Annotated in this window: 10 protein-coding genes and 1 pseudogene; 4 read left to right on the top strand and 7 right to left on the bottom strand. The window is 65.0% G+C overall.

The features are described 5' to 3' along the window. Nucleotides 1-46: 46 nt before the first annotated feature. From M0D65_RS27990 to ppa, 3 genes are all read right to left on the bottom strand, one after another. Nucleotides 47-250 carry a hypothetical protein gene (locus M0D65_RS27990; RefSeq protein ID WP_266255470.1) on the bottom strand — a complete coding sequence of 68 codons (204 nt, stop codon included), beginning with the start codon at nt 248-250 and terminating at the stop codon, nt 47-49. 354 nt (nt 251-604) lie between these two features. Further along, on the bottom strand, nt 605-865 hold the full coding sequence (locus M0D65_RS27985; RefSeq protein WP_091018662.1) for a hypothetical protein: 261 nt from the start codon (nt 863-865) through the stop codon (nt 605-607). A gap of 175 nt (nt 866-1,040) precedes the next feature. Next, nucleotides 1,041-1,568, bottom strand: coding sequence for an inorganic diphosphatase (ppa, locus tag M0D65_RS27980; RefSeq protein WP_266255468.1), 528 nt, complete (start codon nt 1,566-1,568; stop codon nt 1,041-1,043). Nucleotides 1,569-1,741: 173 nt separating this feature from the next. Here ppa and M0D65_RS27975 point away from each other — a divergent pair, with 173 nt between their 5' ends. From M0D65_RS27975 to M0D65_RS27965, 3 genes are all read left to right on the top strand, one after another. Then, the gene (locus M0D65_RS27975) at nt 1,742-3,181 is read left to right on the top strand and encodes an aldehyde dehydrogenase family protein (protein WP_266255466.1); all 1,440 of its coding nucleotides are present in this window, start codon (nt 1,742-1,744) and stop codon (nt 3,179-3,181) included. A 56-nt stretch (nt 3,182-3,237) separates the two neighbouring features. Further along, complete coding sequence (locus tag M0D65_RS27970; protein ID WP_266255465.1) at nt 3,238-3,996, top strand: SDR family oxidoreductase; 759 nt, start codon at nt 3,238-3,240, stop codon at nt 3,994-3,996. A gap of 158 nt (nt 3,997-4,154) precedes the next feature. After that, a complete protein-coding gene (locus M0D65_RS27965) occupies nt 4,155-5,474 on the top strand; it encodes an MFS transporter (protein WP_266255464.1) in 1,320 nt (439 codons plus the stop codon). A gap of 77 nt (nt 5,475-5,551) precedes the next feature. Here the strand turns inward: M0D65_RS27965 and M0D65_RS27960 are convergent, their stop codons facing one another. From M0D65_RS27960 to hemC, 3 genes are read right to left on the bottom strand one after another with little or no spacing between them, the layout of a single operon-like run. Then, on the bottom strand, nt 5,552-6,742 hold the full coding sequence (locus tag M0D65_RS27960) for a heme biosynthesis protein HemY (RefSeq protein WP_266255463.1): 1,191 nt from the start codon (nt 6,740-6,742) through the stop codon (nt 5,552-5,554). Nucleotides 6,743-6,744: 2 nt separating this feature from the next. Next, nucleotides 6,745-8,832, bottom strand: coding sequence for a fused uroporphyrinogen-III synthase HemD/membrane protein HemX (gene hemDX, locus M0D65_RS27955; RefSeq protein WP_266255462.1), 2,088 nt, complete (start codon nt 8,830-8,832; stop codon nt 6,745-6,747). Then, nucleotides 8,832-9,815 (bottom strand): hydroxymethylbilane synthase, encoded by a 984-nt coding sequence (gene hemC, locus M0D65_RS27950; RefSeq protein WP_266255461.1) that lies wholly within the window; start codon nt 9,813-9,815, stop codon nt 8,832-8,834. The genes hemDX and hemC overlap by 1 nt, the downstream gene beginning before the upstream one ends. A gap of 417 nt (nt 9,816-10,232) precedes the next feature. Here hemC and ppc point away from each other — a divergent pair, with 417 nt between their 5' ends. Further along, nucleotides 10,233-13,394 carry a phosphoenolpyruvate carboxylase gene (ppc, locus tag M0D65_RS27945; RefSeq protein WP_266255460.1) on the top strand — a complete coding sequence of 1,054 codons (3,162 nt, stop codon included), beginning with the start codon at nt 10,233-10,235 and terminating at the stop codon, nt 13,392-13,394. Nucleotides 13,395-13,475: 81 nt separating this feature from the next. Here ppc and M0D65_RS27940 read toward each other — a convergent pair. Beyond that, nucleotides 13,476-13,699: pseudogene (locus M0D65_RS27940) on the bottom strand (sodium:solute symporter); the annotation flags it as partial.

Genomic DNA, 13,699 nt, shown 5'->3' with positions numbered 1-13,699 from the left:
CAAGGCGGTAGCGCCGCCCTGCTCAGGAGAACCCTCAGGAGAACCCTCAGGAGAACCACCAGCTCAACCGCATTGCGCGACTGAGTTCACTGCCGACCTGGGAAGCCGACAGCATTGCGACCAGAGCGATCGCCACGAGCGTGGCGGCGAGAATGATGCAAGCCGCCGGTGTGAAGGAAGGACGAACCGGCGCGACGCGACACACCCGACGCACCATGCAAAACGGCACAACAAACGATTTGACGAACATAAGCTCACTCCCGTCCAGCCCGATAAAACGGGCGACGTGTGAAGACGTGACGGCACCTCGCAAGAGACCTTGCGACAGGCAGTCGAACAGAGAGAGCGTGCTACGGACAGACCGGCGTAAGCCAGTCAGTGATGAAGCGCGCTAACCCGACCAGGGGCGAGTTAGCGGCGAAGGAGTGTACCTGCGGTCGCTAGCTCGCGGATGTTGCGCCGGCACAGGCCGGCATCGGACTTCCACTACTGGAACACTCGTCCACGAGGGACTCCTTAGAATGAGACGGGCGGATTGTATTCGGCGGATGCACGAAACCGCAAGTAAAAAAGTGATCAAGATGTCGCACTGCGAAACTTCGCGTCAATCTCCGTCGCCGCCCTCGACTTCCTTGCGGTCCCGGCGTTCTTCGTTGCCCCGGCGAGCACGCAAACGCTGACGCGACAAAACGGTGATGACCTCACGAGTCGATGCGCCGGGTGGGATCTCGTTACGGATGATGTTCGGCACCATCGGCAGGCCCGCCTGCTGCCTGCGCACGGCCTTGGCGATCGCCCGCCGGCACTCCTGCCCGTGGCAATCCCATTCGTCACGAATCTTTTCGCAGTAACGGCACCTGTTCATGGCGATTAGTCTAACTGCAATCGCGGCGGGTCTGCTTTGGGCAGGCCGCGTAGTGAATCGACCCCGCAAATACAAAGAGGCAAGCCGGACGGCCTGCCTCCTTCCCGATTGCCTGCTTGCCGGTCGCCGCCGTCGCCCGCTCAAACCGGGCAACAGCGGCTTCCTGCAACCTGCATTACTTCTTGTAGTTCGCAACGCCTTCGGTGATTTCCTTGTGCGCGGCCTCGATGTCCGCCCAGCCCTCGACCTTCACCCACTTGCCCTTCTCGAGCGCCTTGTACTGCTCGAAGAAATGCTTGATCTGGTCTTTCAGGTACTGCGGTACGTCGTCGAGCGACTTCAGGCTGGCCGTCATCGGGCAGACCTTGTCGTGCGGCACGGCAACCAGCTTCGCATCGACGCCGGATTCGTCGGTCATCTGCAGCATACCGAGCGCGCGGGCGCGCACCACGGAGCCCGCCAGCAGCGGGAACGGCGTGATCACCAGCACGTCGACGGGGTCGCCGTCGCCGGACAGCGTTTGCGGAATGAAGCCGTAGTTCGCCGGGTAGCGCATGCCGGTGCTGATGAAGCGGTCGACCACCAGCAGGCCCAGGTCCTTGTCGGCCTCGTACTTCACCGGGTCGCTTTGCGCCGGAATCTCGATGATGACGTTGAAATCTTGCGGCAGGTCTTTGCCTGCGGGGACGTGACTAAAGCTCATGAGCGCTCTCAGATCAGGGTGGAATTCGGAGGAAGGCACGCGACGCGGCGAACAGGGGTGCTGCTGCGCGGCCGGGAACAATGGAATGCGCCATTATAGCCAATCGGCCGATGGCATCCGCCGGACGAACGGCGCGATAATGGCCGTGGCCCGCCTTTCAGCAAGGAGCACGCATGGAAGAAGCAAAGCACTTCATCGGCAACGAATGGGTGTCGCCCGCAGGCGGCGAGACGCTGCCGGTGCTCGATCCATCGGACGGCCAGACGTTTGCGCGTCTCGCGCGCGGCAATACGGCCGACATCGACGCCGCGGTGCAGGCCGCCCGGCGCGCATTCGAAGGCCCCTGGGGAGCGGCCAGCGCCGCCGAGCGCGGGCGCGTGCTGCAGCGGCTGTCGCTGCTCGTCGCCGCCCGCCACGAGGAACTCGCGCAACTCGAAGCACGCGACACCGGCAAGCCGCTACGGCAAGCCCGCGCCGACGCCGCTGCGCTTGCGCGCTACTTCGAGTTCTACGCCGGCGCCGCCGACAAACTGCACGGCGAAACCCTCCCCTATCAGGCCGGTTACACGGTGCTGACGCTGCGCGAGCCGCACGGCGTCACCGGTCATATCGTGCCGTGGAACTACCCGATGCAGATCTTCGGCCGCAGCGCCGGCGCGGCGCTCGCCGCGGGCAACGCATGCGTCGTGAAGCCCGCCGAAGACGCTTGCCTGTCCGTGCTGCGCGTCGCGGAACTCGCCGCTGAAGCCGGTTTACCGGCCGGCGCGCTGAACATCGTCACCGGCTTCGGTCACGAAGCGGGCGCGGCCCTCGCGCGCCATCCCGGCATCGATCACATCTCGTTCACCGGCTCGCCCGAAACCGGCAAACTCGTCACGCAGATGGCCGCGGAGAACCACGTACACGTGACGCTCGAACTCGGCGGCAAGTCGCCGCAGATCGTCTTTGCCGACGCCGACCTCGACGCCGCACTACCCGTGCTCGTCGCCGCGATCGTGCAGAACGCGGGGCAAACCTGCTCGGCGGGCAGCCGCGTGCTGATCGAACGCAGCATCTACGAGCCGCTGCTCGACCGGCTCGCCACGGCGTTCCAGGCGCTGCGTGTCGGACCGTCGCAGGCCGATCTCGATTGCGGACCGTTGATCAACGCGAAACAGCAGCAGCGTGTCTGGGACTTCCTGTCCGATGCGCAGCACGACGGCATCCCGATGGCGGCTCATGGTGAGGTGGTAGCCGAGGCGCCGGAAAGCGGCTTCTACCAGGCGCCGACGCTGCTGCGCGATGTCCCGCCCACGCACCGTCTCGCTCGCGAGGAAGTGTTCGGCCCGGTGCTCGCGGCCCTTCCCTTCACCGACGAAGCCGAAGCGCTCGCGCTCGCCAACGGCACGCTGTACGGGCTCGTTGCCGGCATCTGGACGCGCGACGGCGCACGGCAGCTTCGTGTGGCGCGGCGCGTGCGTTCCGGCCAGGTGTTTATCAACAACTATGGCGCGGGCGGCGGCGTCGAACTGCCGTTTGGCGGCGTGGGCCACTCCGGTCACGGGCGCGAGAAAGGCTTCGAAGCGCTATACGGCTTCACGACTTTGAAGACGATCGCAATCCGCCACGGCTAGCGCGGCTGGCCACAGTACAGCGACGCAGCGACATCATCACAAAACAGGAGACACCCATGCGGTTGAAAGGTAAAACGGCGCTCGTGACAGGTGGCGGTTCGGGCTTCGGCGAAGGCATCGCCAAAACCTATGCGCGCGAAGGCGCGAACGTCGTCGTCAATGATCTGAACGGTGCGGCGGCAGAGCGCGTAGCAAGCGAAATCGCGCTCGCGGGCGGCAAGGCCATCGCGGTAACCGGCGACGTCACGCGCGCCGCCGACTGGCAGCACCTGCGCGACGCCGCACTCGAAGACTTCGGCAGTGTACAGATCGTCGTCAACAACGCGGGCACCACGCATCGCAACAAGCCTGTGCTCGACATCAGCGAAAGCGAATTCGATCGCGTCCTGGCAGTGAACCTGAAAAGCATCTACTGGAGCGTGCAGACGTTCGTGCCGTACTTTCGCGAGCAGGGCGGCGGCGTGTTCGTGAACATTGCCTCCACCGCCGGCGTGCGGCCGCGGCCCGGACTCGTCTGGTACAACGGCAGCAAGGGCGCGGTCATCATCGCGAGCAAGACGCTCGCCGTCGAACTCGGCCCCGACCGGATTCGCGTGAACTGCGTGAACCCGGTGATCGGCGAGACCGCGCTCACGTCCGAGTTCATGGGCGTCGAAGACACGCCGGAGAACCGCAAGCGTTTTCTCGCCGGCATTCCGCTGGGCCGCTTCTCGACGCCGCAGGACATCGCGAACGCCTGTCTGTATCTGGCGTCCGACGAAGCGGAATTCATCACCGGCGTGTGTCTCGAAGTGGATGGTGGACGCTGCGTCTGACGCGGCTGCGCGATGTACGAGCGGACCATCTCGTGCGTCGCGTCGCAGCTGTGCTCGGTGTTTCCCCTCGGTCAAATAACGCGCCGGCACGCGCCAGGCGCGACTAGAATCGCGAACGGCACCAAGGCTTTCAATATGTAAACAATAAGGAGGCAACGATGTCCAGACCAGCGAGTCCGCTTCCCCATCCCGGCGCAGGGGCGCCGCCTTCCAGCTTCGAAGAGGCAACCTACCGGAAGGTCTCGAAGCGGCTCGTGCCGCTGCTGATGCTGTGCTACGTCGTCGCCTATCTCGACCGCGTGAACGTCGGCTTCGCCAAGCTGCAGATGACCACCGACCTCAATCTCTCCGATGCGGTCTACGGTCTCGGCGCGGGCATCTTCTTCCTCGGCTATTTCGTCTTCGAGATTCCCAGCAATGTGATCCTGCATCGTGTCGGCGCGCGCGTGTGGATCGCGCGGATCATGGCGTCGTGGGGCGTGATCTCGATGCTGACGATGTTCGTCACCACGCCGACGATGTTCTACGTGATGCGTTTCCTGCTCGGTCTTGCCGAAGCGGGCTTCTTCCCTGGCATCATCCTGTATCTGACCTACTGGTATCCGGCGAACCGGCGCGGGCGCATGACCACGTGGTTCATGACGGCGATCGCGCTGTCGGGGGTGATCGGCGGGCCACTGTCGGGCTACATCCTGAAGACCTTTAACGGCATGAACGGCTGGCACGGCTGGCAGTGGCTGTTTCTGCTCGAAGGCATCCCGTCGATCCTGGTCGGCGTGCTCGTGTTCTTCGTCCTCGACGACCGGATCGCCAAAGCAACCTGGCTCACCGACGACGAGCGCGCGCTGCTCGAGCGCAACATCGCTGCCGAAGATGCCGAAAAGCACGATCTGTCCATCGGCGCCGTGTTGTCCAGCGCCCGCGTCTGGCTGATGAGCCTGATCTATTTTTCGTTCGTGATGGGGCTGTACGGCGTGAGCTTCTGGCTACCGACCATCATCAAGGCCACCGGCGTAACCGACGCATTCATGATCGGTCTGCTGTCGGCGATTCCGTTCGCGGCCGCAGTGGTCGCGATGGTGCTCGTCGCGCGCAGCGCCGACCGTTCCCGCGAACGGCGCTGGCACGTCGCATTGCCGGCGCTGGCGGGGGCGATCGGGTTGGTGCTGTCGGTGGCTTGGGCGCACAACACCGTACTCGCAATGACCGCGCTCACGCTCGCGACGATGGGCATTCTCACCACACTGCCGCTGTTCTGGAGTTTGCCTACGTCGTTCCTCGCCGGCACCGGTGCGGCGGCAGGCATCGCGATGATCAACTCGCTCGGCAATCTGGCCGGCTTCCTGAGCCCGTATGCAGTGGGCTGGCTCAAGCAGGCGACGGCCGCCAACGATTCGGGCATGTATATGCTCGCTGCTTTCATGATTCTGGGTGGTCTGCTGGCGGTGAGCGTGCCGGCGCGGCTCGTGAACAAATAAAAAGTAACAAGCGCAAGAAAAAAGCCCTTGCAGCAACTGCAAGGGCTTTCGACACAACAACCGGCTAGCGCCAAAAATCACACCACGTTCATCGCCAGCGCACTCTCGCGATAGTGCTGGCTCGCCTTATCCGCATCGCCCAGCTGTTCATGCAGACGTGCCAGCGCACGATGCGTGCGGATCTTCAGCGGTTCGTTGTCCGCGATTTTCAACGCGGCCTCGAGGAACAACTGCGCCTTGCCCCAAAGCTGCTGATGCAGACACAAACGACCAAGCGCGAACAGCAAGTCTGCATCGTCGGGGCGATCGTTCTTCCACCCTTCGGCCTTCTGGATCAGCGGCAGCGCATCGCCACCCGCGGTCTCCGGATAGCGACGCAGCAGACGCGCATCCCAGTTCTGCGCAAGCGCCTCTTCGACGATCTTGCGCGCATCCTGCGGACGGTTCAGTGCGATCAGCAGTTCGGCCGCGAGATCGGCGAGACGCGGCGAGTGCCGCTCCACCGGCGTCAGCGAATGCCATAGCTCAAGCAGCGCATCGGCGTTGTGACGGCGATCGCGCAACAGGTTTTCCGCCGCGAGTTGCCGCAGACGCACGGCCACCGCCGGATGAATCGCCTCGCGCTTTTCGAGCGTCTTGACGAGCTTCAGCACCTCGCTCCAGTTCTTCAACTGCTGCTGTGCGCGCAACGCAATCTGCTGCGCGTGAATACGTCGGCCGCCCTGCGACTGCATCTCAGTGAGCGCTGCGAGCGCACCATCGGCATCGCGCGCATCGGCCCGCATGTCGGCGGTCGCCATCAGACGTGCGTCCTGCCAGTTGGCTCCTTCGATCTGCGCGAGCCACTCGTCACGGCGTGCGTACTCGTGCATCCGGTGCGCGGCGTTGGCGGCGATCAGACCGGCCGCGCCCTTGTTGTCGCCGTTCGCCAGCGAGTCGCGAGCGGACTTCTCAGCCCGCGAGAAGCGGCCCGCATACAGATTGCCGATCGCGTCGCGCAGCGCCGCATGCGCCTTCGCAACGCGCGATCTCGCCCGGTACGCCGCCACGCGCTGCGGCATGCGCCAGATGTTGCGCACGATACGCAGCAGCGCATACACGAGAATGAACAGCACGATCAAACCGACGATAAACAGGTTCAGCGAAATATCGACCCGATACGGCGGATAGACGAGCAGCACCTGCCCTGCGTCGAAGCGTCCGGTGATCGCGAGCACGACCGCGATCGCGAACAGGAAGGCCAGCCAGATGAGTCCCCGGAGCGCCATGATTAACCCCGGCTATGGTATTGGTGAACGGCCTGCAAGCTCGTGCTCAGATCCGGCAACTGAACAGCCGCCGAACCATCGTCGACCTCCTTCACGAGACCGCGCACTGTCTGCGTTGCCTTCGACGACGCATCGAAGTAACGCGCGAGCGCCGCATCGGCGGCATGCAGGTCGGACTTGAGCGTCGTCTGATTGCGCGAGAGCAGCGCAAGCCGCGCGGATAGCAACCGCAGCTTCAGGTTCTCGCGCAGGAAGTAGCCCTGGTCGGGCGCGACGAGCATCGAGTCGGCATGATCGAGCCGGCGCACCTGCACGAGGCTCGTCAACTGTTCGCCGACGCCCGCCGAAAACTCCTTCCACCACACTTTCCAGCGCGGCTCGCCAGTGGCGGCCGCGACCTTTGCGGTGTCCCCAGGTACCGGCGCATGCGGCGTGGCGTGCACAATCGGCGCTTCGCCCGACAGCGGCAGCGTATCGACCTGATCGATAGCGTTGTCGAGCTTGATCGCGAGACCGGTCAGATCGGTTGAAGGTGCAGACTTCAGCTTGTCGATGTCCTGCGCGATCGCCTTGCGAACCAGCAGTACCTGCGCGCCGTCGGAGGCCGCAAGCCGCGTGTCGGCGCTCTGCAACGCGAACAGCGCGAGCTGCGTGTTGCCCGTAAGCTGCAATTGCTCGCTCGCGCTGGAGAGCATCTGCCCGACTTCGGCGAGCGTCCAGTCATCGCGGTTGCGCGCGAGATCCGCATATTGTTGCTGCAGCGCCTGCTGCGAAGTCTGCGCGTCGGCGAGCTTGCCTTCGAGCTGCGAGATCTGCGAATCCATCTGATGCACGGTCGCGACCGCCTGCTCGGTCTTCACGCGCAGCTCGCTGGTTTGCGCGTCGTTGGCCTGCTGACGCTGCGTCAGTTGCTGGTCGAGACGGATCACCTTGCGGTTCAGCGCAAACGCCCCGACGCCCGCCGCACACGCGATCACCACGACGACAAACCACAGCAGCGGCCCGCTGATGCTGCGCCGCTGCGACTGCGCTTCGTAGGGCGTGAAAGGGGGATTCGGCGGCAACGGGGGGGTTGCGGCCGGCTGGGGAGAGGCGTTCGTGGAAGCGTTCGAATCAGTCATGCGTGAATGAGCCCATGAGTGAGCCTGTGATTGAGCCGGAGTAGTCGAAGTAGCCGCTACCGGTTGAACGACGGAAGCTGCGGAGGCAAGCAGGGTGCGCGCAATGCGGTCGGTACCCGCGCCGGACACCGTAATGCTATCAAAACCAAGTCCCCGCGCGGTTTCCGCGATGCGTGGGTGGGGTGCGACGAGCGCAGCGTGCTTCAGTTGAACGAGTTCGTCGGCGGTCAGATGCTCCTGCGCCAGTTCGATCAGGTTGCGCACGCCCTCCGAACTCGTGACGAGCCACGTATGCGGGTCACCCGCGAGCAGCGCATGCACGCGCGCCCACGCGCCGATGGGCGGCTCCGGCACGAGGCGCCGGTACGCGGCGACCGTGTCGACGGTCGCGCCCGCTTCGCGCAGCCGGTCGGCAAGCCATTCGCGGCCGCCGTCGCCACGCACGATCAACACGCGCCGGCCTTCGAATGCACGCTCGCCAAGCGCTACTTCTAACGAGGCGTACAGCGCTTCGGAGTCGAAGCGCGCGTTGTCTTCATCGGTGGAAGCAGCCGGGCAGATCACGGTGCAGGACGGTACTGCGACGCCGTGGCGCGCCAGCGCCGCCACACTGCCCGGCCCGACTACGCCGACCGGCAATGCATGCGGCCAGATCGCGTTGTAGCGGGCGAACGCGTGATCGACGGCGTTCGGCGAGACGAAGACGACCAGCACGTATTGTTCGAGCGATGCGAGTGCGGCGCGCAGCGGCGCATCGTCGACCACGTCGGCGATCTCGATCAGCGGGAAGTCGAAGGTCGCGATGCCGGCCGCGGCGAGTTGCGACGCGAGCGGGTCCGCCGCTGTATCACCCTCGCCGGTCGATACGTTGGGTCGTGTCAGGACAACGGTGAACGGCGACGCAGCCTTCTTAGCCGCCGCATCGGGCGCGGCGCCTGTGGTTGGGTCGGAAGCACGGTCGGCGGTCATCAGGTATCGGCCGGCTTGCCGCTCGCGATGCTAAGCGCACGGACGATATCGAGCGCACCCTGGTTCACGAGCTGGCCCGCGACCTCGTTGCCCAGCTCAAGCGCCGCGGCAACCGTGGCCGCCGGCGACGACGCATGCGCGTGCAGCACGCGCTGCCCATCGGGCGTCGCCACGATGCCGCGCAGATGCAGAGCACCGTCGTGCCACATCGCATACGCGGCGAGCGGTACCTCGCAACTCCCGCCAAGCGCGCGCGACACCATCCGTTCGGCCTCGACGGCGAGCGACGTATGCTCGTGATGCAGCGGTGCAAGCCACGCCGCGAGATCGGCGCGGTCGGCGCGAATCTCGATGCCGAGCGCGCCTTGTCCGGCCGCGGGCAGGCAGTCCCCTGGATCGAGCCATGCGGTGATGCGCTGCTCGAGGCCGAGCCGCTTCAGCCCGGCGGCGGCAAGAATGATCGCTGCGTAATCGCCGCGATCCAGCTTGCCGAGCCGCGTGTCGAGATTGCCGCGCAGCGGCTTCACGACAAGCTGCGGGTAGCGCGTGCGCACCATCGCTTCGCGGCGCAGGCTCGACGTGCCGACCACGCTGCCGGCCGGCAGCGCGGCAAGCGAATCGTAGCCGTTCGACACGAACGCATCGCGCGGGTCCTCGCGCTCCATCACCGTCGACAGCGCAAAGCCCGGCGGCAGTTCCATCGGTACATCCTTGAGCGAATGCACCGCGAGATCCGCGCGGCCGTCGGCCAGCGCGTTCTCGAGTTCCTTGACGAACAGCCCCTTACCACCAACCTTCGACAACGTGCGATCAAGAATCTGATCGCCACGTGTCGTGATTCCGAGGATTTTTACGTCGCAAGATGGATATAATTTGTGCAGCGCACACTGCACGTGTTCGGCTTGCCACATCGCGAGGCGGCTCTCGCGTGAGGCAATGACCAGCGTATGGGGGGGCGGCGCGGAAGGCGTCTCGGAATTCATTCCTGGGTAGTCGAATGACAGGATGTAATGACCAACAATGTTAGCACGCGCTCCGGCCACGTCCGCCCGCTCCAGCGGCCGTGCTGGCGGGTGTCGGTGACAGGAGGCAGACGCAGACGCTCCTGGGCATTGGGGCGCGGTATCTCCAGCCTGTGCAGTTCACCATTCGCGCACGGTCGTTCGTACGCAGCCCGCTAGCGCGCAGGATGATGCAATGCGGCGGATCGCAAGTGTCATCTATGTCGTTCCCACGCAAATCGCGTGCGTTTTGAGGTAGTCCCTGCAGTTTTCGCGCCGTATGCTGTAGCCCGACAGGCCTCGGCACCGAAGCGCATGCGCAGTCCGGCACGCAGTTCGAGCAGTCAAGTAACAGCAGTTCATCTTCTTTAGACCCTGGCTTCCCCGAGGAAACCCATCGTGACGTCTTCCGGATCGGCGCGCCCTGCCCGCCGCAATACTGCATCGCTCAACGCTTCCGCGGCTGCTCCGGCCGCCGCTCCTGCCCGCGCGCCGAAGGGCGCAAAAGCGGCCGCCCCCGCCAAAACCAGCAAGAACGCCAGCCTGCACAAAGGCGGCAAGAGCGGCAAGGCCAACAAAGCCGCGGCAGCGACTCGCCCGGCCAAGACCGGCAAGCGATCGAAAGCGGCGGCGACTCAAGCCGCTCAGGCCGCTCAAGCCATCGCCGTCGAAGCGGCACTGAACGGCGCGGCCGGGATCGCGCAAACCGCGCCGGCAAGCGATGCAAAGCCCGCCGCCAAAACCAGCGGCCGCACACGCGAAGACAAGGACCAGCCGCTCTTCCAGGACATCCGCTATCTGGGACGCCTGCTCGGCGACGTCGTGCGCGAGCAGGAAGGCAGCGAAGTGTTCGACGTCGTCGAAACGATCCGGCAGACCGCGGTACGCTTTCGCCGCGAGGACGATAGTGCCGCCGCCCAGGCGCTCGACAAGAAGTTGCGCTCGCTGAGCCCCGAGCAGACGGTGAGCGTCGTGCGCGCGTTCAGCTATTTCTCGCATCTGGCGAACATCGCCGAAGACCGTCACCGCAACCGCCGCCACCGCATCCACGCGCTGGCCGGGTCGCAATCGCAGGCGGGCACCATCGCGTACGCGCTCGAGCGGCTGGCGGAAGCCGGCGCGGCGGCAACCCCGGTGCTGCAGCAGTTCTTCAACGACGCGCTGATCGTGCCGGTGCTGACTGCCCACCCGACCGAAGTGCAACGCAAGAGCATTCTCGATGCGCAGCACGACATCGCGCGGCTGCTCGCCGAGCGCGATCAGCCGCTCACGGTGCGCGAACGCGCGCACAACGAATCGCTGCTGCGCGCCCGCGTCACGTCGCTGTGGCAAACGCGGATGCTGCGCGATGCGCGTCTGACCGTCGCCGACGAAATCGAAAACGCGCTGTCGTACTACCGCGCAACGTTCCTCGAAGAAATCCCCGCGCTGTATGCGGACATCGAAGCCGCGCTCGCCGAACACGGCCTGCCCGCGCGCCTGCCGCCGTTCTTCCAGATGGGCAGTTGGATCGGCGGCGATCGCGACGGCAATCCGAATGTCACCGCCGCGACGCTCGAAGAAGCGATCACGCGCCAGGCCGCGGTGATCTTCGAACACTATCTGGAACAGGTGCACAAACTCGGCGCCGAGCTGTCGATCTCCCATCTGCTGACCGGCGCCAGCGACGATCTGAAGAAACTGGCGGCGATCTCGCCGGACCAGTCGCCGCATCGCGTCGACGAGCCGTATCGTCGTGCGCTGATCGGCATGTACACGCGGCTCGCGGCAAGCGCGCGCGTGCGGCTCGGCGAAGGTGCGGTACCGGTGCGCAGCGCCGGCCGCGGAACGCAACCGGTACGCGCGCAACCGTACGAGGATGCGTCGGAATTCGCGCGCGACCTGCAGGTGCTGGTCGATTCGCTGGCCGAGCATCACGGCGCCTCGCTTGCTACACCGCGCCTGTCGCCGCTCGCGCGTGCCGCCGAAGTGTTCGGCTTCCATCTGGCGAGCATCGATCTGCGGCAAAGCTCGGATGTGCATGAAGCGGTCGTTGCCGAGCTGCTCAAGCGCGCGGGCGTCGAGGCCGACTATGCGGCCCTGACCGAAGCCGACAAACTGCGCGTACTGCTCGCCGAACTCGCGCAACCGCGGCCGCTGCGCTCAGCCTATATCGAGTACTCCGATCTTGCGAAGAGCGAACTGGGCGTACTCGAAGCCGCGCGCGTCACACGCGAGAAGTTCGGTCCGCGCGCCGTGCGCAACTACATCATCTCGCACACGGAAACGGTCAGCGATCTGGTCGAAGTGATGTTGTTGCAGAAGGAAACCGGCCTGCTGCAAGGGCGCCTCGGCGATGCGCACGAACCGGCGCGGGCCGGCCTGATGGTCATCCCGCTGTTCGAGACGATCCCCGATCTGCGCAACGCACCGCACATCATGCGCGACCTGATCGCGCTGCCCGGCGTCGACGCGTTGATCGAACATCAAGGTGGCGAGCAGGAAGTCATGCTCGGCTACTCGGACAGCAACAAGGATGGCGGCTTCCTCACGTCGAACTGGGAGCTGTATCGCGCGGAACTGGCACTCGTGTCGCTGTTCAACCAGCGCGGCGTTACGCTGCGGCTCTTTCACGGCCGCGGCGGCACGGTTGGGCGCGGCGGCGGTCCGACGTACCAGGCCATCCTGTCGCAGCCGCCCGGCACCGTCGATGGTCAGATCCGTCTGACCGAGCAAGGCGAAGTGATAGCGAGCAAGTTCGGCAACCCCGAAATCGGCCGGCGCAATCTGGAAACGGTGGTGGCCGCGACGCTCGAAGCATCGCTGCTGCCGCACGGCAATGCGCCTGCGCAGTTGCCCGCGTTCGAAGAAACGATGCAAAGCCTGTCCGATGCGGCGATGGCTGCTTACCGCGCGCTCGTCTATGAAACGCCCGGCTTCACCGACTACTTCTTCTCGTCGACGCCGATCGCGGAAATTGCCGAGCTGAACATCGGCAGCCGGCCCGCGTCGCGCAAGCTGCAAGATCCAAAGCAACGCAAGATCGAAGATCTGCGCGCGATTCCGTGGGGGTTTTCGTGGGGCCAATGCCGGTTGCTGCTGACCGGCTGGTACGGCTTCGGCAGCGCGGTCGCCGCGCATCTCGACAGCGCGCCTAGCGATGCCGAGCGCAGCCGCCGTCTCGCCGTGCTGAAGAAAATGCACAAGACCTGGCCGTTCTTCGCGAACCTGCTGTCGAACATGGACATGGTGCTCGCCAAGACCGACCTCGCGGTCGCGTCACGCTACGCGCATCTCGTCACCGACAAGAAGCTGCGCAAGCATGTGTTCGAGCGGATCGTCGCGGAGTGGGAGCGGACGTCGAAGGTGTTGTCGGAGATCACCGGCAAGAGCGAACGTCTTGCGGACAACCCGCTGCTCGCCCGTTCGATCAAGAACCGGTTCCCGTATCTCGATCCGTTGAATCACTTGCAGGTCGAACTGCTCAAGCGGCATCGTGCAGGCGATACGAACGCGCGGCTGCGGCGCGGGATTCATCTGACGATCAACGGGATTGCGGCGGGGTTGCGCAATACGGGTTAGCAGAAACACCGTCGCCGGGTCGGCTCGCAATACTCGCGATACTCGCGATACTCGCGAGCCGACCCGGTCGACACAGCATGCCTAAACGGCGGCTGCGCGCTTCGGCGTCACCATCGACACCACAAACGTCACGACAATATTCAGCACCAGCGCGATCAACCCGATATACAGCGGGTAAGTGGCTTCACCCACATGCAGCGCAAACACCGGCTTGAGCCCCTGCACAATCGCGAGCCCCGTGCCGGTCACAATCCCCGCCAGCCAGCCGAGGAACAGCCCCGGCGTATTCAGCCGCCTCGTGTACA

Origin of the sequence: Paraburkholderia sp. CHISQ3 (genome assembly GCF_030464945.1) — a bacterium.
Lineage (GTDB): Bacteria > Pseudomonadota > Gammaproteobacteria > Burkholderiales > Burkholderiaceae > Paraburkholderia > Paraburkholderia megapolitana.
The sequence above is the reverse complement of the archived record's forward strand: the minus strand, read 5'-3'. Positions and strand labels throughout refer to the sequence as shown.